At 67.8% G+C, this 21,851-nt stretch carries 23 protein-coding genes; 11 read left to right on the forward strand and 12 right to left on the reverse strand.

What is annotated here, in order from left to right:
* Positions 1-10: 10 nt before the first annotated feature.
* The 3 genes from modA to J1C47_RS05335 all read right to left on the reverse strand — a co-directional run bounded on the left by modA (position 11) and on the right by J1C47_RS05335 (position 2,204).
* Positions 11-760: a molybdate ABC transporter substrate-binding protein gene (gene modA / locus J1C47_RS05325; RefSeq protein WP_207349678.1), complete on the reverse strand. Its 750-nt coding sequence runs from the start codon at positions 758-760 to the stop codon at positions 11-13.
* Positions 761-822: 62 nt separating this feature from the next.
* On the reverse strand, positions 823-1,257 hold the full coding sequence (locus tag J1C47_RS05330; RefSeq protein ID WP_342591936.1) for a winged helix-turn-helix domain-containing protein: 435 nt from the start codon (positions 1,255-1,257) through the stop codon (positions 823-825).
* Positions 1,254-2,204, reverse strand: a complete 951-nt coding sequence (locus tag J1C47_RS05335; RefSeq protein WP_210382244.1) for a PfkB family carbohydrate kinase — start codon at positions 2,202-2,204, stop codon at positions 1,254-1,256. The genes J1C47_RS05330 and J1C47_RS05335 overlap by 4 nt, the downstream gene beginning before the upstream one ends.
* Positions 2,205-2,747: 543 nt before the next feature.
* On the opposite strand from J1C47_RS05335, the gene J1C47_RS05340 reads away from it, so the two are divergent.
* The 9 genes from J1C47_RS05340 (at position 2,748) to J1C47_RS05380 (ending at position 9,930) form a co-directional block, all read left to right on the forward strand.
* On the forward strand, positions 2,748-3,062 hold the full coding sequence (locus J1C47_RS05340) for an STAS domain-containing protein (RefSeq protein WP_207349679.1): 315 nt from the start codon (positions 2,748-2,750) through the stop codon (positions 3,060-3,062).
* Complete coding sequence (locus J1C47_RS05345; protein ID WP_207349680.1) at positions 3,059-3,430, forward strand: response regulator; 372 nt, start codon at positions 3,059-3,061, stop codon at positions 3,428-3,430. The genes J1C47_RS05340 and J1C47_RS05345 overlap by 4 nt, the downstream gene beginning before the upstream one ends.
* An 80-nt stretch (positions 3,431-3,510) precedes the next feature.
* Positions 3,511-5,787 carry a chemotaxis protein CheA gene (locus J1C47_RS05350; protein ID WP_207349681.1) on the forward strand — a complete coding sequence of 759 codons (2,277 nt, stop codon included), beginning with the start codon at positions 3,511-3,513 and terminating at the stop codon, positions 5,785-5,787.
* 5 nt (positions 5,788-5,792) lie between these two features.
* Positions 5,793-6,275 (forward strand): chemotaxis protein CheW, encoded by a 483-nt coding sequence (locus J1C47_RS05355; RefSeq protein WP_207349682.1) that lies wholly within the window; start codon positions 5,793-5,795, stop codon positions 6,273-6,275.
* A 172-nt stretch (positions 6,276-6,447) separates the two neighbouring features.
* The gene (locus J1C47_RS05360; RefSeq protein ID WP_245396369.1) at positions 6,448-7,290 is read left to right on the forward strand and encodes a CheR family methyltransferase; all 843 of its coding nucleotides are present in this window, start codon (positions 6,448-6,450) and stop codon (positions 7,288-7,290) included.
* Positions 7,291-7,447: 157 nt separating this feature from the next.
* Positions 7,448-8,479 (forward strand): protein-glutamate methylesterase/protein-glutamine glutaminase, encoded by a 1,032-nt coding sequence (locus tag J1C47_RS05365; protein ID WP_207349684.1) that lies wholly within the window; start codon positions 7,448-7,450, stop codon positions 8,477-8,479.
* An 87-nt stretch (positions 8,480-8,566) separates the two neighbouring features.
* Positions 8,567-8,956, forward strand: coding sequence for a response regulator (locus tag J1C47_RS05370; protein WP_163463999.1), 390 nt, complete (start codon positions 8,567-8,569; stop codon positions 8,954-8,956).
* On the forward strand, positions 8,953-9,492 hold the full coding sequence (locus J1C47_RS05375) for a chemotaxis protein CheD (protein ID WP_207349685.1): 540 nt from the start codon (positions 8,953-8,955) through the stop codon (positions 9,490-9,492). The genes J1C47_RS05370 and J1C47_RS05375 overlap by 4 nt, the downstream gene beginning before the upstream one ends.
* 78 nt (positions 9,493-9,570) lie before the next feature.
* Positions 9,571-9,930 (forward strand): hypothetical protein, encoded by a 360-nt coding sequence (locus J1C47_RS05380; protein ID WP_207349686.1) that lies wholly within the window; start codon positions 9,571-9,573, stop codon positions 9,928-9,930.
* Positions 9,931-10,110: 180 nt separating this feature from the next.
* On the opposite strand, the gene J1C47_RS05385 is transcribed toward J1C47_RS05380, so the two are convergent.
* From J1C47_RS05385 to rpsF, 5 genes are all read right to left on the reverse strand, one after another.
* On the reverse strand, positions 10,111-11,412 hold the full coding sequence (locus J1C47_RS05385) for a cyclopropane fatty acid synthase (protein ID WP_207349687.1): 1,302 nt from the start codon (positions 11,410-11,412) through the stop codon (positions 10,111-10,113).
* A 346-nt stretch (positions 11,413-11,758) separates the two neighbouring features.
* Entirely contained in the window at positions 11,759-12,349 is a 591-nt protein-coding gene (rplI, locus tag J1C47_RS05390) for a 50S ribosomal protein L9 (RefSeq protein ID WP_207349688.1), read from the reverse strand.
* A gap of 58 nt (positions 12,350-12,407) precedes the next feature.
* Complete coding sequence (locus J1C47_RS05395) at positions 12,408-13,376, reverse strand: hypothetical protein (RefSeq protein ID WP_207349689.1); 969 nt, start codon at positions 13,374-13,376, stop codon at positions 12,408-12,410.
* Positions 13,377-13,596: 220 nt separating this feature from the next.
* A complete protein-coding gene (gene rpsR, locus J1C47_RS05400; RefSeq protein ID WP_207349690.1) occupies positions 13,597-13,845 on the reverse strand; it encodes a 30S ribosomal protein S18 in 249 nt (82 codons plus the stop codon).
* A gap of 6 nt (positions 13,846-13,851) precedes the next feature.
* Positions 13,852-14,307, reverse strand: a complete 456-nt coding sequence (gene rpsF / locus J1C47_RS05405; protein ID WP_207349691.1) for a 30S ribosomal protein S6 — start codon at positions 14,305-14,307, stop codon at positions 13,852-13,854.
* 401 nt (positions 14,308-14,708) lie between these two features.
* Between rpsF and J1C47_RS05410 the strand changes: the two genes are divergently transcribed.
* Complete coding sequence (locus J1C47_RS05410; protein ID WP_207349692.1) at positions 14,709-15,254, forward strand: hypothetical protein; 546 nt, start codon at positions 14,709-14,711, stop codon at positions 15,252-15,254.
* Positions 15,255-15,832: 578 nt separating this feature from the next.
* Positions 15,833-17,482 (forward strand): BCCT family transporter, encoded by a 1,650-nt coding sequence (locus J1C47_RS05415; protein ID WP_207349693.1) that lies wholly within the window; start codon positions 15,833-15,835, stop codon positions 17,480-17,482.
* 147 nt (positions 17,483-17,629) lie between these two features.
* Here the strand turns inward: J1C47_RS05415 and J1C47_RS05420 are convergent, their stop codons facing one another.
* The 4 genes from J1C47_RS05420 to leuB are packed head-to-tail and all read right to left on the reverse strand — an operon-like array spanning position 17,630 to position 21,840.
* Entirely contained in the window at positions 17,630-18,514 is an 885-nt protein-coding gene (locus J1C47_RS05420) for a glycosyltransferase family 2 protein (protein ID WP_207349694.1), read from the reverse strand.
* Positions 18,511-19,149: a CmcI family methyltransferase gene (locus tag J1C47_RS05425; protein ID WP_207349695.1), complete on the reverse strand. Its 639-nt coding sequence runs from the start codon at positions 19,147-19,149 to the stop codon at positions 18,511-18,513. The genes J1C47_RS05420 and J1C47_RS05425 overlap by 4 nt, the downstream gene beginning before the upstream one ends.
* Before the next feature lie 12 nt (positions 19,150-19,161).
* Complete coding sequence (locus tag J1C47_RS05430) at positions 19,162-20,688, reverse strand: class I SAM-dependent methyltransferase (protein ID WP_207349696.1); 1,527 nt, start codon at positions 20,686-20,688, stop codon at positions 19,162-19,164.
* Between the two features lie 36 nt (positions 20,689-20,724).
* The gene (leuB, locus tag J1C47_RS05435) at positions 20,725-21,840 is read right to left on the reverse strand and encodes a 3-isopropylmalate dehydrogenase (RefSeq protein ID WP_207349697.1); all 1,116 of its coding nucleotides are present in this window, start codon (positions 21,838-21,840) and stop codon (positions 20,725-20,727) included.
* Positions 21,841-21,851 lie beyond the last annotated feature (11 nt).

Below are 21,851 nucleotides of genomic sequence, written 5' to 3' on the forward strand. Positions count from 1 at the left end.
CGCCTCGCGGTCACTGGCCGATGCCGTAGCCGTATTTCTCGATGATCTTCTTTGCCTGCGGCCCCTTCAGGAAGTCGAGAAATTCCTTCGCCGCTTCGTTCGACGCGCCGGTCTTCAGGAGCACCGCGTCCTGGCGGATCGCCGTGTGGTCGGCGGCCGGGACGACCCAGCGCGAACCCGCCTCGTCGCCCACCACCTGGGAAAGCGCCACGAAGCCGAGCTCGGCATTGCCGGTCGAGACGAACTGGAATGTCTGGGCGATGCTGTTGCCCTGGACGATCTTGTCGGCGAGATCGTCGTAGACGCCGAGCTTCTTCATCGTCTCGACGGCCGCCGTGCCGTAGGGCGCGGTCTTCGGATTGGCGATGGCGATCTTGTCGAAGTCGCCGGTCTTCAGCGCGTCGGGCCCGCCGACGAGCTTCGGATCGGTGCTGTAGAGGACGAGCGTCCCGACGGCGTAGGTGAAGCCGCTGCCCTTCACCGCGAGACCCTCGTCGACCGCCCGGCGCGGCCGCTCGTCGTCGGCCGCCAGGAACACTTCGAACGGCGCGCCCTGGCCGATCTGGGTGTAGAGCGCCCCGGTCGAGCCGAAGCTGAGCTTGGCCGTGTCGCCGGTCGCCTCGTGGAACGCCGTGGCGATCTCCTTGGCGGGTTCGGTGAAGTTCGCCGCGACGGCGACGACGGTCGTCTCGGCGGCGGCCGCCTGCGAGGCGGCGAGGACGGTGGTGGCGAAAAGCGCGGCGGATAGAAGGCGTGTCATTGATGATCTCCGATATGTTTCGCAGAACATATCGCCATGGCGCGAGAGTCAAGGCGCCGCCGTCAGACTTCGTCGCTCCCGCGGCCTTCGCCATCGCTTTCGCCTTCATCGGCGACGGACTGGCCGGCCGGCCCCCCGTTCTTCGGCGCGAGCAGCGCCCGCAGCGCCGCGACCTCCGCGGCGACGGCGGCCTCGGCCTGCGCCTCGATCCGCCGGTAACCGTCGAGCACGCTGCGGCCGGCAGGCGTCAGGCCGGCGCCGCCGCCGGTGCTGCCGCCCCGCGTCGAGGTGACCAGCGGTTCGCGAAAGCCGGCATTCAGCTCCTCGACGAGGTTCCAGGCGCGCTTGTAGCTCATCTTCAGGCGGCGCCCGGCGGCGGCGATGGAGCCGGTCGCCTCGATCGCCTCGAGCAGCCGGGCCTTGCCGGGGCCGATGCTCCAGTCCGGGCTGAGCGCGAGGCGGAGATGGGCGATCGCCCGCGGCGGACCGTCCGTCACGGCGCGGAGAGCGCCGCGTCGATCTCGGCGGCGAAGGGCATGGCGGTCTGCGCGCCGACCTTGCGGCAGGCGAGGGACGCCGCGGCCACCGCCCGCCGCGCCGCCTGCGGCAGCGCGAGCCCGGCGGCGAGACCGCTGGCGAAGACGCCGACGAAGGTGTCGCCGGCCCCCGTCGTGTCCACCACGTCGACGGCGAGCGCCGGCAACGTCTCGATCGTGCCCGGCGCGTCGGCGAGAAGGACGCCGTCGCCGCCGAGCGTCGCGATCACCGCCAGCGCGTATCCCGCGCCGAGCGCACCGGCGAGGGCCGCCGGCGTCTCGCCGGAGAGCCCGGCCAGCGCCGCTGCGGCGGCAAGTTCGGTCTCGTTGACGACGAGCACGCTGCAGGCGGCGAGAAGCCGCCGCAGATCCTCGCGGCGCAGCCCGGCGGGCACGGGGGCGAGGTTGACCACGACCCGGCCGCCCGCCGCCCGCATCCTTTCGGCGGCCGCGAGGCTCTCGGCGAGCGGAACCTCCATCTGCAGGACGAGGACGGCGTCTTCGCGAAACAGTGCCGGATCGGCGGCATCGGCGCGCGCTTCGAGATTGGCGCCGCTCGCCACGGTGATGGCGTTCTCGCCGTCGGCGTCGATGGTGATGAAGGCGCAGCCTGTGCGCTCGCCGGTGGTGGCGAGGCTGCCGACGTCGATGCCCTCGCCGGAAAGGGCGGCCCGCGACCGTTCGCCGAGTTCGTCGTCGCCGACCGCGCCGGCAAGGCACACCGCCGCGCCGCCGGCCCGCGCCGCCGCGACGGCCTGGTTGGCGCCCTTGCCGCCGAAGAGCTGTTCGTAGCGGGCGGAGAGCACGGTCTCTCCCGGCCGCGGGATGGTCGCGACGCGGCAGACGAGATCGACGTTGACCGAGCCGAAGACGAAGACCACCGGCCGTTTTGCTGCCGTCTGTGACATCGCTGCCTCGCGCCTCCCGTCGCCACCCGCATCGGACCCTTCTCCACCATTCGCGGGCCTGCCTCAAGAGGCGCGGCACAAGCCTCGCACAGGCCGGCGGGCATTGTGTGGAAAGGGTGCGTCGGGAAGGGACGGCCGCGCCGGACGGTGATCTTTGCCGGTGCGGCGGGCTTTAGAAAACAACATGGCTACACTTGGGGAATGTTTCGTAAGTACAGGTGATGTCGTCGCAGATCGGGCACGCGGCGGCGGTTCCGGTCGGACAGCTGCAGGTCCGATAAAGAATTGCTTAGGAGGTTGCGGCTAGTTTCCGACGAAAGTTTCCCTTCCTGGGCGCGCAATGCTCGAGTCGCAGTCGATGGCCGTGAAGAATACGAAATCATGCACCGCGAAGGCCTCCTCGTCCGCGGCGTCCCGCGGGGCTCCCGAGGCGCTGGCGAGGCGCGCGGCGCGTGCCGCCTTCCGCCGCGCGCCGAGAGACGCGTCGCGCCCCGCCCCGCGCCGCCGCGGTGCCGTTTCCGTCGCAATCCCGGAGAAGCTCTGATGCCCCGCAAGTCACCCAAGACGACCGCCGTCGAAGGCGCGGTCTACACGCTGCCCGAGATCCTCGATCTCAAGGCCGCGACGCCGTTGACCGAGAAGCTGATGTCGCTGCGCGGCCAGAACATCGTCCTCGATGCCTCGAAGGTCGAGCGCCTCGGCACCCAGTGCGTCCAGATCCTGATCGCCGCCGCCGCCACCTGGAAGGACGACATGGCGGCCTTCAGCATCGCGGAGCCGTCCGATTCTTTCACCTCCGGCCTTCAGGTCCTCGGTCTCACGCCTCAGGCCATTCTCGAAAAGGAAGTCGCACAATGAAACGCACCATTCTCACCATCGACGACTCGCGCACCATGCGCGAGATGCTCAAGGTCACGCTGGCCTCTTCGGGCTTCACGGTCGTCCAGGCGGAGGATGGCCAGCACGGCATCGAGGTCCTCGAGAGCATGGACATCGAGCCCGACGTGATCATCACCGACATCAACATGCCGAGGAAGGATGGCTTCCAGTTCATCGAGGCGGTCCGGGCCAATTCCGCGCGCCGCGCCATCCCGATCCTCGTCCTGACGACCGAGAGCGACGCGGAGAAGAAGCAGCGCGCCCGGCTCGCCGGCGCCACGGGCTGGATCGTCAAGCCCTTCGACCCGACCAAGCTGGTCGACGCGATCAACAGGGTCGCCGCCTGAGGCGGCGCCGCATTCGGCCGCAACTGCAAGGCATTTCACCGGCGCGCTGAGGCCGGACCGAGGGTGGAAAGAGACAGACCATGGACGCAATGGCCGAAATCCGGGCAACCTTCTTCGAGGAATGCGCCGAGCAGTTGGCGGACCTCGAGGCGGGACTTCTGGCGATCGAGAACGGGGAAGCGGATTCCGACACCGTCAACGCCGTCTTCCGCGCCGTTCACTCGATCAAGGGCGGTGCCGGCGCGTTCAGCCTGGACGATCTCGTCCACTTCGCCCACGTCTTCGAGACGACCCTCGACGAAATGCGCTCGGGCCGTCTCGATTCCTCGGAAAAAGTCCTCAAGATCATGCTGCGCTCGGCCGACGCGCTGGCCGACCTCGTCACGGTCGCCCGTGACGGCGGCTCGGCCGACGCCGAGCGCAATGCCGGCCTGATCGACGAGCTGAAGGGCCTCGTCGCCCTCGCCAAGGGCGAGGAGCCGCCGGCGCCGAAGGCGGCCGGCGCCAGCGCGCCCTCCGACGGCCCGGTCTACGACGACGGCATGGGCGATCTCGACTTCACCCCGGTCGCGGTCGATCTCGGCGACCTGATGGGCATCGGCGGCGACAACAGATTCCGCATCGTCTTCAAGCCGTCGCCGCGCATGTACGCCAAGGCCAACGAGGCCAACCGGGTGCTGCGCGACGTCTACACGCTGGGCGAGGCGAAGGTCGCCTGCAACATTTCGGAAGTGCCGCTGCTGCCGGCGATCGATCCGGAAGGCGCCTATCTCACCTTCACCATCGAGCTTTCCACCGCCGAGTCCGAGGAAAAGGTCCGCGAGGTCTTCGAATTCGTCGAGTTCGACTGCGACCTGACGATCGAGGCCGTCCACGACGCACCGGACGGCGAGATCGACGCGGACGATCCCGACATCGCCGACATCCTCGCCCGCATCCGGGCGACGCCGGACGACGAGCCGCTGGAGACGCCGGCGAAGGACGAGGAGGAGCCGAAGGACGCGCCCGAGATGCGCGAGCCCGAGGAGCCGAAGGCGACGGCCGCGGCGCCCGCCGCCAGGACCCCGGCACCCGCCCCGGCGGCTCCGGCAGCCGCCGCCAAGGCCGATGCCGGCGGCGACGGCAAGGGCGGCGCCGGCGGCGGCGCGGCCCAGACCATCCGCGTCGATCTCGAGCGCGTCGACCGCCTCATCGATCTCGTCGGCGAACTGGTGATCCATCAGGTGATGCTGTCGCAGCGCGCCTATCAGGCCGGCCTTGCCCGGGCCTCGGACGTCGCCGTCGGCTTCGACGAGCTCGAACAGCTGACCCGCGAGATCCAGGACTCGGTCATGGCGATCCGCGCCCAGCCGGTGAAGTCGGTGTTCCAGCGCCTGCCGCGGCTGGTGCGCGAGGTCGCCGACATTTCCGGCAAGCAGGTCCGGCTGATCACCGAGGGCGAGTGGACCGAGGTCGACAAGACCGTGATCGAGCGGCTCGCCGATCCGCTCACCCACATGATCCGCAACGCCATCGACCACGGCCTCGAAAAGCCCGCCGACCGCCTCGCCGCCGGCAAGGCCGAGGAAGGCGTCGTGCGCGTCGCGGCGATGCACCGCTCGGGCCGCATCGTCATCGAGATCTCCGACGACGGCGCCGGCATCAACCGCAAGCGCGTCAAGGAGATCGCCATCAAGAAGGGGCTGATCCCGGCCGAGGCGAACCTTTCGGACGAGGAGATCGACAACCTGATCTTCCTGCCCGGCTTCTCGACCGCCGAGAAGATCTCCTCGCTCTCCGGGCGCGGCGTCGGCATGGACGTCGTCAAGCGTTCGATCCAGGCCCTCGGCGGCCGCGTCTCGATCGCCTCCAAGCCCGGCCGCGGCTCGACTTTCACGATGAGCCTGCCGCTGACGCTCGCGGTGCTCGACGGCATGATCGTCTCGGTCGGCGACCAGACCGTGGTCGTGCCCCTGACCGCGATCATCGAGACGCTGCAGCCGAAGGCGAGCGAGGTGAAGAGCTTCGGCGGCGACGCCCGGCTCGTACAGGTCCGCGACACCTTCATGCCGCTCGTCGACGTCGCTCGCGAGCTCGGCTACTCCTACGAGCTGGCGAATGCCACCGGCGGCGTCGCGATCCTCGTCGAGGCCGAGAACGGCGCCCGTTCGGCGCTGCTCGTCGACGCCATCCAGGGCCAGCGGCAGGTGGTGATCAAGAGCCTCGAAGCCAATTACGGCCGCGTCCCGGGCATCGCCGCCGCGACGATCCTCGGCGACGGGCGGGTCGCGCTCATTCTCGACGTCGACGCGGTCGTCGCGACGTCGCGGGTCGAGGGCAATTTCTTCAACAGCGGCATGCAGCACGCAGCGGAGTGAGCAGGATGACGACGGTTTCGCCACCCCAGAACGACAATCGCAACGATCCGCGGTCGGCCCGCGAGCTCATCGCCTTCTGCATCGGCGAGCAGGAGTTCTGCGTCGACATCATGTCGGTGCGCGAGATCCGCGGCTGGACGACGGCGACGCCGCTGCCGCATGCGCCCTCCTACGTGAACGGCGTGATCAACCTGCGCGGCGCGGTGCTGCCGATCGTCGATCTCGCCGCCCGGCTCGGCTTTCCCCGCACCGTGCCGACGGCCCGCAGCGTGATCATCGTCGTCAGGGTCGAGCAGCAGCTCTTCGGCCTCCTCGTCGATGCCGTGTCGGACATCCTGACGATCACCGACGACCTCCTGCAGCCGACGCCGGATCTCGCCTCGGACCTCGCCAAGACCTTCGTGCGCGGCGTCATGGCGATCGAGGGCCGGATGATCTCGCTGATCGCGACGGACAACGTGCTGCCGCCGTTCCAGGCTGCAGCCTGACTTGAACTGAAGAGGCGGTCCCGGCCGGGACCGCTCCAGCCAATGCGTGGCGGCATGTAAGCGGCCCGCGGTCGAGGAGAGTAGGTCGGTGACGGCTACGCGTGAGTCCATGACGCACGTTTCGAGGCGGGCGGGCGCTGGCACCGCGTCGCTCGGCAACGGCGAGTTCCCGATGACCGAGGGAGACTTCGCGACCATCGCGAAGCTGCTCTACGAGGATGCGGGCATCTATCTCGCCGACACCAAGGCGACGTTCGTCTATTCGCGCCTGTCGAAGCGGCTGCGCGCCCTCGGCCTGCAGAGCTTCAAGGACTACTGCGCCCTCGTCCAGGACAAGGCCGGCGCCGGCGAGCGCACCTCGATGCTGGCATCGCTGACCACCAACGTCACGCACTTCTTCCGCGAGAAGCACCACTTCGACTTCCTGCGCGACAGCCTGCTGCCGCCGCTGCTCGACGCGGCGAAGCGCGGCGCGCGGGTGCGCATCTGGTCGGCGGGCTGCTCGATCGGCCACGAACCCTATTCGATCGCCATGACGATCCTGTCGCTGATGCCGAGTGCGGCCGATCACGACGTCCGGATTCTCGCCAGCGACATCGACCCCAACGTCGTCGCCACCGGCAGGGCCGGCGTCTACGGCGCCAGCGCCCTCGAGAGCGTGCCGGTGGACCTGCGCCGCAAGTGGTTCCGCCCGAGCGTCACCGAGGGCGGCAGCCGCGGCCAGGCCGCGACGGAGATGCAGTTCGAGGTGAGCGATGCGATGCGCGACCTCGTCGCCTTCCGCGAGCTCAACCTCAACGGCGAATGGCCGATGCGGGGCCAGTTCGACGCGATCTTCTGCCGCAACGTGACGATCTATTTCGACCAGCCGACGCGCGAGCGCGTCTGGAAGCGGTTCTGCGAAAGGATCCTGCCGAACGGCGTGTTGTTCATCGGCCATTCCGAGCGGGTGACGGGGCCGGCCCTCGAGACCGTCGAGTTTCAGGGCAACACCTCCTACCGCAAGGTCCGGTGACGGCGATGGCGGCCGGTCGCTGCGATCTGACGGCCGGACCGACATCGCATCGCCATGCGGGCGGCACCGCCCCGGCGGAAAGACCAGGAACATTGGGTAACGTGCAGCCGTCCGGAGATCCTCGCGAGGACCGCCGGTTCGCAGGGAAGGCGTGAAGATGTGCGCAGCGAGCGTTCTTGTCGTCGATGATTCCGTCACCATGCGGGCGCTGATCAAGCATGCGCTGCGCAACGATCCGGACATCATCGTCGTCGGCGAGGCTTCGAACCCGTTCGAGGCCCGCGACAAGATGAAGGAACTCGACCCCGACGTGGTGACGCTCGACGTCGAGATGCCGAACATGAACGGCATCGAGTTCCTGGAAAAGATCATGCGGCTGCGGCCGACGCCGGTGATCATGGTCTCGAACCTCACGGCGCCGGGCGCGGCGACGACGCTCGCGGCGCTGGAGATCGGCGCCTTCGACTGCATCGCCAAGCCGAGCGCCCGCGAGACGATGTTCAACGAGCTGCCCTCGCTCATCAAGGAGGCGGCCCGCGCCAAGGCCGGCATGGCACGGCGCCGCGGCGGCCCGGCGCTGCCTCGCCAGGCGGAAAGCGAGCCGGTGCGCGGCCGCCGCGGCCACCTGCCGGATCTCATCGCCATCGGTTCCTCCACCGGGGGCGTCGAGGCGCTGATGCAGGTGCTGGCGGAATTTCCGGCCGACTGCCCTCCGACGGTGATCGTCCAGCATCTGCCGGCCGCCTTCACCGGCTCCTTCGCGGCGCGGCTCGACCGGGTGTCGCGCGCCCGCGTCAGCGAGGCGAAGGGCGGCGAGCCGCTGCTGCCGGGTCACATCTACCTCGCGCCCGGCGGCGGACGCCACATGGTGGTCAAGCCCGGCGCGCGGCCGTCGGTGGCCCTGATCGAAGGCGAGACCGTCTCCGGGCACCGGCCCTCGGTCGACGTCCTGTTCGGGTCGGTCGCCAAGAACTTCAGCGGTTCGACCTGCGGCGTCATCCTCACCGGCATGGGGCGCGACGGCGCCCAGGGACTGCTCGAAATGCGCCGGCAAGGCGCCGCGACGCTCGGCCAGGACGAGGAGAGCTCGCTCGTCTACGGCATGCCGCGCGTTGCCAACGAGATCGGCGCCGTGGCGCGTCAGTTGCCCCTGGCACGGATCGCGAAGCAGATCTTCAATGGGAGTTAACACTCGGAGAAACCAACGAATTCGCGACCGAATGAGAGACTTCGTTCATCAAATTCGTGTCTACTCGGCCTCGGAAGGAATAACGCCATGAGCATCGCAGATCATCTCAAAGTCCTCATCGTCGACGACCATCGAACCAGTCGCATGCTGATTCGCGACGCGTTGGAGCAGCTCGGCATCAAGCAGATCGTCTTTGCCTGCGATGGCGAGGAAGCGCTGAAGGCGATGATGCAGACCCCGTGCCACATCATCATCTCGGACTTCAACATGCCGAAGCTGGACGGGATCCAGCTTCTCAAGGCGATCCGGTCCTACGGTGCCACCAAGAAGACCCCGTTCATCATCCTGACGTCGAAGGGCGATCGCGAGCTGGTCATGAAGGCGGCGCAGCTCGGCGTGAACAACTTCCTTGCCAAGCCGATCACCGTGCCGGTCCTGAAGAAGACCATCGAAGCCGTCGTGGGGCGTCTGCAATGATCACCGGCGGGCGACCCAACCGCATCCACATCATGCAGGGCGAAGCGCGCGTCGAGCGCGGCGAGGACACCGTCCTCACCACGCTGCTCGGCTCCTGCGTCGCCGCCTGCATCCGCGATCCGGGTGCCGGCGTCGGCGGCATGAACCACTTCCTCCTGCCGGGCAGCGGCGGAAGCGAGGCGGGCCGCGCCGAGAGCTTCGGCCTCTATCTGATGGAAGTGCTGATCAACGGCCTCCTCAATCGCGGCGCCCGCCGCGGCCATCTCGAAGCCAAGCTCTTCGGCGGCGCGCGCACGGTCGACGGCCTCTCCGACGTCGGCGCCAAGAACGGCGCCTTCGCCGAGCGCTTCCTGCAGATGGAGAACATCCGCTATCTCGGCGGCTCCCTTGGCGGCACGCGCGGCCGCAGGATCGAATACTGGCCGCATTCCGGCCGGGCGCGGCAGATCTTCTTCGAGGACACCGCGATGCCGAAGATTCCGGTCGCGGCTCCCGTGCGGGCGCCTCAGTCGATCGGCGACGTCGATCTCTTCTGATCGCTCAGGGGCGCGGCGCCGACGAGATCGTGCCGCGACCGCAGTGCTTATCTTCTACCGGACAGATCGAGAGCTCCGATGACGACCCTTCCCCTCTCCAGCCTGCTGCAGATCCTGGCCGAGGAATTGCGGGCTCTCGCCGTCACGACCGAGGAAATGCACCACCTGGTCTGCCACGAGCATCTGTCGCACGATCCGGACTACATCCGGGCCGTCCAGCGGATCGACCACACGACCCAGGTGCTCGACAACCTGTCTGCCTTCGTCTCCGCCGTCGGCGACGAGACCGTCGACGGCTGGTCGATCACCATCGGGCCGGCGCTGAACACGATCCGGCTGGCCGAGCTGAAGCGGCGCCTCCACAAGGCCGACATCGACGATGTGGCGGCCGCCAACGACGATGTCGACGACGACGGCGAACTGGAACTGTTCGGCTGACGTGACGCAGGAGGGCGGCTTTCCGAGGGCTGCCCTTTCAATCGCATGGCCGGCGGGCGCCTTGCCGAGGGGCGCGTTCCGGCCCGGCACCGAACAGACCAAAGGCCAGCGGCGAGACCTCGCCGCTGGCCTTCCTCGTTTCGGCGTCCGGCCTTGCGGACGCGCCGGCAGCCTCGCGGCCTATTCCGCCGCCTCGCGCCCGGCGAGTTCCGCCGCCGCGGGCTCCTTCCGGCCGGCGACGGCGCGGCAGGCGCGCTGGTCGAGGGTGCGCAGCCGCTCTTCTTCGGCGCCCATATAGCCGCGGACGATCGGCAGGGCGTCGAGCCGCTTGACGAACTGCAGCTGGAACACGACGAGGTTCTGCCAGCGGAAGGCGGTCTCGGAGGCGGCGAGATAGAACTCCCACATCCGGCAGAAGCGCTCGTCGTAGAGCGCCTTCGCCTCGTCGCGCCGGGACAGGAAGCGCTCCCGCCAGTGCTTCAGCGTCTCGGCATAATGCGTCCTGAGGATCTCGACGTCGCTGATGATCAGGCCGCTGCGCTCGGCGGCGGCCATGACCTCGGACAGCGAAGGGATGTAGCCGCCGGGAAAGATGTATTTCTGGATGAAGGAGTTGGTGTTGCCGGGCGGATCGTAGCGGCCGATCGTGTGGAGCAGCATCACGCCGTCCTCCTTCAGGATCTCGGCGCAATGGGCGAAGAAGGCGTCGTAGAAGCCGACGCCGACATGCTCGAACATGCCGACCGAGACGATCCTGTCGAACGGCCCCTCCGTCCTGCGGTAGTCCTGCAGGCGGAAGTCGGTCCGTTCGGCGAGGCCGGCCTCGGCGGCCCGCTGCCGGGCGATCGCCAGCTGCTCGTCGGACAGCGTCACGCCGACGACGTCGGCGCCGAGATTGCGGGCGAGATAGAGCCCCATGCCGCCCCAGCCGCAGCCGATGTCGAGGACGCGCATATCCTCGCGGTCGACATGCAGCTTGGCGGCGATGTGGCGCTTCTTGGCGAGCTGCGCCTCCTCGAGCGTCGCGTCGGGGCGCTCGAAATAGGCGCAGGAATACTGCCGGTCCTCGTCGAGGAACAGGTCGTAGAGCGCGCCGGACAGGTCGTAGTGATGCTTGACGTTGGAGCGCGCGCGGGTCGGCGTGTTGTACTGCACGATCCGGCGGGCGACGTGGCGCATCTTTTCGATGGCACGCATCCAGCGCCGGCTGGTCGCGTAGTTGCCGGCGTTGCGGAATATCACCGCGAGGACGTCGTAGACGCTCCCTTCGAGGACGTCCGCTTCGCCGTTCATGAAGATTTCGCCGAACTTCAGACTGGGATTGAGCGCGACCGCTCTTTCGGCCTTTCGGGAATTGAAGCGGATCGCGACGGGCGTTCCCGTGTGGTCGCCCCAGTTGTGGCGCACGCCGTCGGCATCGATGATGGTGAAGTCGCCGGTCTGGATGAGGGTGTCGACATAGTATTTCAGAATGCGGTTCATGGCGCCGATCTCCTGGCAACAGCCGTCGGAGCGCCGGGCGAGCAGCGGAAAGCCTTGAGAACCTTGATCGGTCCGGGTGCCCGTTGCGAGAAACCCGCACCGTCGAGCCGAGAAGGACGGCCCGGCCCCTCCCGGCTCGGCCGTGCCATCCCCCGTGTCCCCGCGGAGTGCATTCAGATGGTCGCCCGAGGCTCCAGAGACCGCGGCGGCTGGACAATGCCGTCGGGTACTGGTTGCTCGTTCAAACTTTGCATCGAGAATCTTAAGGACACAAACGCATATGAAAAGAGCCCCGCCGCGACGGGGCCCCCATTTTCGACATCAAAACGACATCGATGCGCTGTTTTCACGAAGCCGGCTGTTCATCTTCGCCTTCCGCCTCGGCTTCCTCGTCGAGGATCTCCTCCTCCTGGGCGTAGTCGGGCTCGTCGGCACCGTAGATTGCGTCGGCCGAGGTGAGGTCCTCGCCGCGCGCCTGGCGCTCGGCCTCGTCCGGCGAACGGGCGACGTTCAGCTTCACCTCCACCGACACTTCCGGATGCAGGCTGATCTCGACGGCGTGGATGCCGATCGACTTGATCGGCTGATTGAGCTCGACCTGGTTGCGCCCGATCTTGAAGTCCTCGGCGGCGAGGATCTCGGCGATGTCGCGGGTCGAGACGGAGCCGTAGAGCTGGCCGGTCTCGCCGGCCGAGCGGACGACGACGAAGATCCGGCCGTCGAGCGTCTCGGCAACGCCGCGGGCCTCGGTCTTGCGCTCCTCGTTGCGCTGGACGAGCTGGGCCTTCTGGGCCTCGAAGCGGGCGCGGTTGGCCTCGTTGGCGCGCAGCGCGCGCCCGGTCGGCAGCAGGTAGTTGCGCGCATAGCCGTCGCGGACGCGGACGGTTTCGCCCATCTGGCCGAGCCTGGCGATGCGTTCGAGCAGGATCACTTGCATGGTCTGATTCCTTGTTTCTGGTTGCTGGATCGAGGGGGCGCCGCGGGCCGGGCCGGGATCATCGCCGGGGCGGCGAGCGCATCCGCTTCACCGTGTCGTAGACGCCGAAAATGGTGAAGAGGAACATCGGAAAGGAAAGGATGGCGATCGCGGCATAGGTGGCGAAGAGCAGCAGACCGCGATTGGAGCGCCCGCGCGTGCGGGCGTGAAACTGCGCCAGCCCGACGAAGGTGAAGGCCATGCCGAAGGCACCGCAGACCGCGAGGGCGAGGTGCTCGACGGTTCCGGGGAAAAAGCTCGCGGCGAGCGCCGCGCCGAACACGACGAGGGCGAGCGGCGGCAGATGCAGGGCCGTCGGCAGGTCGTCCTTCGGGCGCGGCAGGCGGTCGGAAATGCGGGTGATCCAGGCGGCGAGATAGAGGCCGACCGAGAGCACCAGCGTCAGCACGGCCGGCTGGACCAGCGGCACCAGCGACAGAAGCAGCGTCGCCACGGCGTCGAGATCGCCGTCGCTCATCTGGCCGGCATTGCCGCTCTGGCGCAGGGCGTCGACGATCTCCGGCTTCAGCGCCTCGACGTCGTAGCCGAGATACCAGCCGAGGCCGATGCAGGCGAGGGCGGCCATCAGCGCGATGGCGAAGAGGATGCGCTCGACCGGGAACCACAAGAGCGCGGGCCGGCCGCCATCCGCGACTTTGACGCCGGGTCGCGGCGGCAAAATCTCACCCTCCGCCGCGGGCCGCGCGAGGCCGGCCATGTGGCCGGCGATCGCGGCCGGCAGGGTCATCGCGACGAAGACCAGCAGGCCGCCGGAAACGATGCCGGACAGGGTCGAGACGAGGACGGCCGAGACGATCGCCGCGATGAAGCCGGCGAGACTGCCCCAGCCGAGGCTGACGATGAACACCGGGATCGGCGCTGCGAGCGCCAGCGAGACGGCCGAGCCCGACTGCAGGACGAGCCCGAGAAACAGAAGCGCGCTGGCTGCGCCCGCCGCGGCGGCTATGAGAAGCTTCGAAGGGGTCATCGCCTGGTCGCTGTCCTGCGCATCTCGCAGTTAGAGGCCGGAAGCGGCCCCAACTCGATCGCCGGCGGGCCCTGCCGCCGCGATCGTGGTCTTTCATCGGTCTTGTCTTTTATATGCCACGCGCGGTCGCCCGCGCGCAGCCTGCTCCGATCGGTCCGCCCGCGGGCCGCGCCGATGCGCGCCGCCGCGGGTGAGGCGCCGGAAAGCCCGGCGCGGCGCCTTACTTGATCACGTAGGGCAGCAGACCGAGGAAGCGGGCGCGCTTGATCGCCCGGGCGAGGGCGCGCTGGTTCTTCTGCGACACGGCGGTGATGCGCGACGGCACGATCTTGCCGCGCTCGGAGATGTAGCGCTGCAGCAGCCGGATGTCCTTGTAGTCGATCTTCGGCGACTCGGCGCCGGAGAACGGATCGGACTTGCGGCGGCGGTGGAACGGCCGGCGGGTGGGAAGCTGGGCGATGTCGACCATGTGCGCTTACTCCGAATCGTGGTCACGGTTGCGGCGGGGGCGATCGTCGTCGCGGTCCCGGTCGCGGCGCGGGCCGCGGTCGCCGCGATCCCCCCGCTCACCGCGATCGCCACGGTCACCACCCCGGCGCGGACGGTCGTCGCGCTTCTGCATCATCGCCGACGGCCCGTCCTCGTGCTGCTCGACGCGGATCGTCATGTAGCGCAGGACGTCCTCGTTGAAGCGCATGAGCCGCTCCAGCTCGTCGACCGCCGTCGAGGGCGCGTCGATGTTGAGCAGCGTGTAATACGCCTTGCGGTTCTTCTTGATGCGGTAGGCGAGGGTCTTCAGCCCCCAGTTCTCGACCTTGAGAACCTTGCCGCCGTTGTTTTCCAGAATGCCCCGGAACGTTTCCACCAGCTGGTCGACCTGCTGGTTCGAAATGTCCTGGCGCGAGAGGAACACGTGCTCGTAGAGAGCCATTCGCGATACGCCTTTCTTCCAATTGGGCCCGATCCAGCGGCTAAGCCTCTGCGACTTCCCGGCAAGGCCGCCGCGGCGGCCGATCGGAAAGGCGGTATCGAGAGCGGTCGAGAGCGGAGACACGGGAAGCAGGCGACGTTCATGCGCCATGACACCGGCAAACCGGCAGCCTTCCGTTCAGCCCCCAGCTGAAAAACCGGGCCTTGACGATGCGGCGCATACAACGGGACGGCGGCGATGGCAAGCCCGTGCCCGCGGTCGGGAGCGGATTTGCCGGCGGCGGCGGAGCGATCGGCGGCATTGGGCGATACGCCCGGCTTGCGGTTTCCACTGGCATGCCGCCGCCGGAAGCGGCAAGGTGTCTCGGCGGGACGCGGGCGAGGACGATCGGGAGGAAGTCGATGCGACGCAGGGACGGTTTCGCCGCGCGGCCGCGGCGCTCACGCGCCGCCGTTTCGGCGCTTTCCGCCCTGTCTCTCGCTCTTTCTCTGTCGCTCGTCGGTGCCCGCGCGCCGGTCTTTGCCACGGAAGCGACAGGCGAAACCGGTTCCGCCTCCGCCGCGGTTCTCGCCGACCCGGCCCTGACGGCGGCGTTTTCCGGGCGCGACCTCGAAGGCGTCTATGCCGATGCGACGCCCTGGTCGGAAGCCTATGCCAGCGACGGAACGCTCTCCTATCGCGACCGGATCGGCCTGTGGGCGGGGGACTGGAGCGTGATGAACGGCCGCTTCTGCACCTTCTACCGCGACCAGGGCATCACCGGCGGCTGCTTCCTCGTCGCGCGGCGCGGCGAGAACTGCTTCGACTTCTACGCCGTCGACGAGACCTCGGGGCCGGGCGTTCCGACCGCCGACATTCTCGCCGGGCGCAACTGGACGGCCCGCGGCTGGTATGTCGAGAGCGAGCCGAGCTGTCCGCAGGAAGAGCGCCACCTCGTCGGGCTCTGACGATCCGACGTCTGGCAGGCGAAGGCCGGACCCGTCCCCGACCCGATCCGATGGTCCGGGTCGATCGCTTCGCGCCGGCGGACGATGCAGCGCGACTTGATCGGAAACGGACAAGAAAAAGGGCGGCGAGCCTTTCGGCCGGCCACCCTTTTGTCGTCTGTCCGCTGCCGTTCAGGCGCGGCGCGGCTGCTGCGGCGTGGGCCGGCTGGGCTCCTGTTCCCGTTCGAGGAACTTCTTGGCCACCCAGCCGACGAACAATGCCTTCAGGATGCTCCTGATCATCGCGACCTCCGTTGCGTCTCATCGATGGCACGACAACGCCGATCCACCGTTCCGGGTTGCCATGGCGCGGCAGCTTTGGCGCGGCCGCCCGATTTCAGATCGCGAGGCATCGAAAACGGCTCCCCCGTTTCGAATCCGGATTGTCGCCAAGCCGATGGCATCTCGACGAAAATCCGGCCGGGTTCAGCGTGGCGGCGCGCCGACCTCCCTGCCCGCCGAGATTATTTCCTTGACGCATACGATAGCTGGCTCAGTTAACTTTTGGAAAGTTCATCAGCCAGAGGGATGTCGAAGATTTGGCCAATGTCAGCGACGATGGAACTCGAGTCGAAACCGGCCCGCTCGGCCCGTTTCCTCACGTATGCCGCCCGGTCTTCCTGATCTCGGCCATTCTCATCATCGGATTTCTGGTCTTCGGGGCCGGTTTTCCAGAGACGGCGGACACGGTGTTCCAGGGCGCGCAGAAGGGGATCGCCGACTATTTCGGCTGGTTCCTGATCCTCGTGACCAATCTCTCGCTGATCCTGACCGTCTATCTCGCCTTCTCCCGCTACGGCGACATCCGGCTCGGCGCCCAGACGGAGACGCCGCAATATGGCCTGATGTCGTGGATCGCCATGCTGTTTTCGGCCGGCATCGGCATCGGCCTGCTCTACTGGGCGGTGGCCGAGCCGCTCTATCATTTCTTCTCCCCGCCGGTCGGCGAGCCGGAAAGCGTCGAGGCGGCCAAGCAGGCGATGGTGCTCGCCTTCTTCGACTGGGGGCTGCACGGCTGGGGCATCTACTGCATCGTCGCGCTGTCGCTGGCCTATTTCCACTATCGCCAGGGCCTGCCACTCTCGATCCGGTCGGTGCTCTATCCGATCATCGGCGAGCGGATCTACGGGCCGTGGGGGCACGCGGTCGACATCCTCGCCGTGTTCGGGACGATGTTCGGCGTCGTCACCTCGCTCGGGCTCGGCGTCATGCAGATCAATTCCGGCCTCGAGACGTTTCTCGGCATTCCCGACAACATCTTCGTCCAGCTGGTGCTGATCGCGATCATCACCGCCTTCGCGACCACCTCGGTGATGCTCGGCCTCGACGGCGGCATCAAGCGCATCTCCAACTTCAACATCTATCTGAGCTTTGCGCTTCTGACCTTCTTCGTCATCGTCGGGCCGACGCTGTTCATCTTCGACAGCTTCATCGAGAACGTCGGCAACTATCTCGAAGGGCTCGTCCACTGGAGCTTCTGGGTGGAATCCTATTCCGGCACGGACTGGCAGGTGGACTGGACGCTGTTCTATTGGGCCTGGTGGATCTCCTGGTCGCCCTTCGTCGGCATCTTCATCGCCAGAATCTCGCGCGGCCGGACGATCCGCGAGTTCCTGCTCGGCGTCCTGCTGATCCCGACGACGATCCTGTTCTTCTGGTTCACCGCCTTCGGCGGCACGGCGATCAAGCTCGAACTGGACGGCAATCCCGGGCTGATCGAGGCCACCAAGGAGAGCTACGGCCAGGCGATCTTCAAGCTGATCGAGTTCTTCCCGGCGACGCCGGTGATCGGCGGCATCATCATCGTGATGATCGTCGTCTGGTTCGTCACCTCCTCGGACAGTGCCAGCTTCGTCATCGACATGCTGACGGCCGGCGGCCACTCCGATCCGCCGAAGATCCAGCGCCTGTTCTGGGCCGTCACCGAAGGCGCGATCGCGGCGATGCTGCTCGTCGCCGGCGGGCTGAAGGCGCTGCAGGCGGCGGCCGTCGTCGCCGGCTTCCCCTTCGCCTTCGTGCTTCTGACGATGATGTATTCGCTGCTGAGGGGCCTCGGACGCGACAAGCTCGTCCTCTACCGCGCCGACCAGTGGTACGAGACGGAGCGGGAGACCGACATCAACACGCCGGATCCCTACCGCGACGAACATGCGTTGAGGGGGCCGCCGGAGGTCGCGAGCGGAGCGTGAGGCAGGGGCGCGACGAGCGCCCGGCCGCCGGAACCGCAACAGGTCATGTGCGCGTCGCGCATGCTTCGGTGCCGACATGCACCGAAAGGCGCCGCCGCAGGCAAAGGAGCGAAGCGACGCCTCGTTGCAGACGGGCAGGCGGTGCCGTCAGGAAAGGAAGCTGCGGGCTGCCGGAGACAGCGAGCCGAAGAACAGCGGCGCCCCGGCCGGTGCGGGCCGAAACTCCTCGCCGGTGATCGCGCGGTACTCCGCCTTGAACGAGCGGATGGGGTGGCGTTCCAGCGGGACGTTCGTCGCGACCCCGCCATGGACCTGATGGAAGACGCCTTCGCCGATGATCTCGATCGGCGTCACCCCGGCCCGCGAGACGGCGCGATTGCGGAAATCCTGGTTGACCAGCCCGCCGCCCGGGGCCTGAAAGCGCTCGTCGAAGCCGCCGAGATCGTCGAACAACCGGTGCGGCAATGCCACCCAGCTGAATTCGGGCGGTATCGGGCCCAGGAACCCGCCGGCCGAGGACTGGGCGAGGGTCGATATCGAGAACAGGGCGTAACCGTCCTCCTCCCATCCCGCCGCCGCCAGCAGCCGGTCTTCCTCCGCCTGGTCGTAGCCAGCCTGGCAGCTCTTGTTCTGGACGTCGGGCCCGAGATGCCAGCTGCGTGCATAGACGAGGGCGAGGTCGGCCAATGCCAGCGCCTGCAGGCTTCTGAAGACGAGGCCGGGGCTCGCCATGCGCGCCCCGTCGACGATGATCGCGACGGCACTGCTTTCGGCCGACCCCACGCCGAGATTGACCGCCGCCACCGGCGAAGCGGAGGTCGTCTCGTGGCGGATCAGCCGGAAATTCGGACCGAAGCCGGCGACGAACCGCGCATCGAGAGGCTGCGCCGACGCGTTGTCGACCGCGATCACCCCGTAGTCGCCAACGCCCGCCCCGTTCTGATGGGCGGCGCTGAGCGAATAGAGCGTGCGCGCCGCTTCGCGCTGCATGTCGTGGAAGACGACGACGATCGACAGCGGGGGGGCGATCACAGCCTCCTCAGATATCCGTTGGGATTGTAGGTTGCGTTCGGGCCGAACATATCACACAAATCCTCGGCGAGTTCGAAGACGTCCGGGCGGGCGACGAAAAATTCCGCGATCGCGCGGTTCGGGCCGCCGTCGTATTTTTCCGACAGGCCGAGATCGGCGAGGACGCCGTCCTCCATGGCGAGGACGTCGCCCTTTTCCATCAGCCTCGCAAAGACGTCGAGCGCCGCCATGCAGCCCTGGTAGCTGTGGGCCGAATCCTCGGTCACGAACCACGGGTGGGGCAGGCCGTCGGCCGCCGCCGCCTCTTCCAGCACCGGATCGAGGGCCATGACGTCGCCTTCGAGGAATTTGATGCGCGGATCGTCGACGCCGTCCGGCCTCTTCAGGTCGATCGACACCACGGCCGCGTCGAGGCCCAGCATCCGGCCGAGGTCGGCGAGCAGCAGCGCCCCGCCGCCCGAATGGCTGCCGATCTCGATGATCGTCCGCGGCCGGAGATCCCAGAGGAGCCGCATGTAGATCGCGATGTCGACCGGGCTCTTCAGGCAGCGGACGCCCTTGTAGCGGTAGCCCATCACCCCGGCCTGATAGGCCTTCAGCATCGGCTGCGTGAACGCTGTGGTGAAGGAACGCATCGGCGAAGGCCCTCAGAACGGCTTGGTGAAATAGGCGCCGGTCCAGTCGATCCTGGTCATCGCCGGCACGCTCTCCTTGCGTGCCTCGAAGAAGTCGTCGATTGCCTGCCGGCACATCGCCAGCGCACCGTAGTCGTCGACGATGACGACACCTCCGGGGGAAACGCGATCGTAGAGGGCGACGAGCGTGTCCATGGTCGATTCGTAGAGGTCGCCGTCCATCCGCAGAACCGCGATCCGATCCGACGGAGCATCCTTAAGCGTATCGCGGAACCAGCCCTTCAGGAAGTGTTGCCGGTCGTCGTCGAGAAGGCCGTAGGCGGCGAAGTTGGCGCGCACCGTTTCGAGCGAGACGGCGAGCTGGGGAAACTTCTCCTTGCTGAGATCGAGGCCGCGGTCCTTCTCGTGCACCGGCGGCGGCAGGCCCTCGAAGCTGTCCGCGACAACCAGCCCGCGATCCGAGATGCCGCGTGCCTTCAGCCAGCCGGCCATCAGAATGCAGCCGCCGCCGCGCCAGACGCCGCATTCGACGAGATCGCCGGGAATGCGGCGGCCGTTGAGGTCGTCGAGGCACTCATGCAGGCTGTCCAGCCTGAGGCGACCCATCATCGTGTGGCTGAAGCCGGACTTGCCGATCTTGCGGTCGGGAAAACGCCCGACCCGCCGGCTGGCGGCCAGCGCGGCGAAGCCGTCGCTCCGCCTGTCGCGGATGTCGTGCAGGACGGCATAGTCGAAGCGGTCGGCGCCGTCGATGCAGTCGCGCAGGTAAAGAAGCCGCATCTCGTCGTCGAGATAGATCTCGTTGAGCAGGCTGCGTTTCAAAAGGTCGAGATAGAGGTCGGCGTCGGCGCGGGGACGGGCCGGTGCCGGATCGCCGCGCTGCCGGCGCAGGTCCCGGACGAAACCGGCGAATTGCGCCGTCGGCTCGGGCGCGATCGTCCGGCGCAGCGTGTCGATGTCGGAAAACGCGAAGTCGCTTCCGGCAAGTGCGGCCTCGTGCTCGGCGAGGTTCTTCTGCAGGGTGCGGTTGCCCGGGTCGAAGCCGGTGATGACCGCCATGCCCTTCATGGCGACGTCGAAGACCCGGACGGTCAGGTCCGGCCGATGTTTCCGCAGAAACGGCACGACCTTGTAGACGTCGCCCGTCCAGGCCTTGGTCAGCCTCTCGCGGGTGGTCCACTCCATCTCCTGCGGCAGGACGTCGTCGACCACGACGACGCTCGCCTGGCGGGCGTGTTCTTCGAGATTGAGGATGTCCCGCAGCGCGAATTCGGCCTTGTGCATCCCGTCGACGAAGGCGAGGTCGACCTTGCCGCCGAGCAGCGCCTCGAGATCCTGCTTGGCGAAGAAGTCGTCGCTGGTCTTGCGGAAGATGCGGGTCGGGGCGCGAAGTTCAGCGATGATCTCGAAGTCCGGGTCGATCGCCACCGACGGACACCGGGCGAGGGCGAGGCTGCGGCCCTGCCTGCAGCCGATCTCGACGTAGGACGCCGGACGCAGCACCGCGTGCAGCGTTTCCAGGGCCGAAAGATAGTCCATCGCCGTCCTCCCGATTCAGTTGCCGCCGGCCACCCGTCAGCCTTCGAGTTTCGCCCGGAACCGTTCCGCCACCTGATCGCCCATCTCGCCCGTGCCGACTTCGGTGCAGCCCGGCGCCATGACGTCGCCGGTGCGGATGCCGGCCTCCAGCGTCTCGGCGACGGCGGCTTCCAGCGCGTCGGCTTCGCGGATCATCTCGAAGGAATAGCGCAGGCCCATGGCGAGCGAGGCGATCATCGCGAGGGGATTGGCCTTGCCCGTGCCGGCGATGTCCGGCGCCGAGCCGTGCACCGGCTCGTAGAGCGCCTTGCGTTTTCCGGTTTTCGCATCCGCGGCGCCGAGCGAGGCCGAGGGCAGCATGCCGAGCGAGCCGGTCAGCATCGCCGCGATGTCGGACAGCATGTCGCCGAAGAGGTTGTCCGTCACGATCACGTCGAACTGCTTCGGCGCCTTGACCAGCTTCATGCCGCCGGCATCGGCGAGTTCGTGCTCGAGGGTCAGGTCGGGATATTCGTCCCGGTGGATGCGGGTGACGACCTCGTTCCAGTAGAGGCCCGACTTCATCACGTTGCGCTTTTCCATCGACGTCACCTTGCCGCGCCGGGTGCGGGCGAGATCGAAGGCGGTCCGGGCGATGCGCTCGATCTCGTAGGTGTCGTAGACCTGCGTGTCGATCGCCCGCTTCTGGCCGTTTCCGAGGTCGACGATCTCCTTCGGCTCGCCGAAATAGACGCCGCCGGTGAGCTCGCGCACGATCAGGATGTCGAGCCCCTCGACGATCTCGCGCTTCAGCGAGGAGGCGTCGGCGAGCGCCGGATAGCAGATCGCCGGCCTGAGATTGGCGAAGAGCTGCATCTCCTTGCGCAGCCGCAGCAGCCCCGCCTCGGGCCGCATCTCGTAGGCGACGCCGGCCCATTTCGGGCCGCCGACGGCGCCGAGCAGCACCGCGTCGGCCGCCTGCGCCAGCGCCATGGTCGCATCTGAGACCGGCGCACCCTCGGCGTCGTAGGCGCAGCCGCCGACCAGCGCCGTCTCGGTCTCGAAACCGGCGGCGGCGTGCCGGTTGAGGATCGCGATCTGCTTTTCCACCTCGACCATGATCTCGGCGCCGATGCCGTCGCCCGGCAGCAGGAGGAGCTTCTTCGATGCCATTTTGTCGCGTC

Source organism: Jiella sonneratiae (assembly GCF_017353515.1).
Taxonomy (GTDB): domain Bacteria; phylum Pseudomonadota; class Alphaproteobacteria; order Rhizobiales; family Rhizobiaceae; genus Jiella; species Jiella sonneratiae.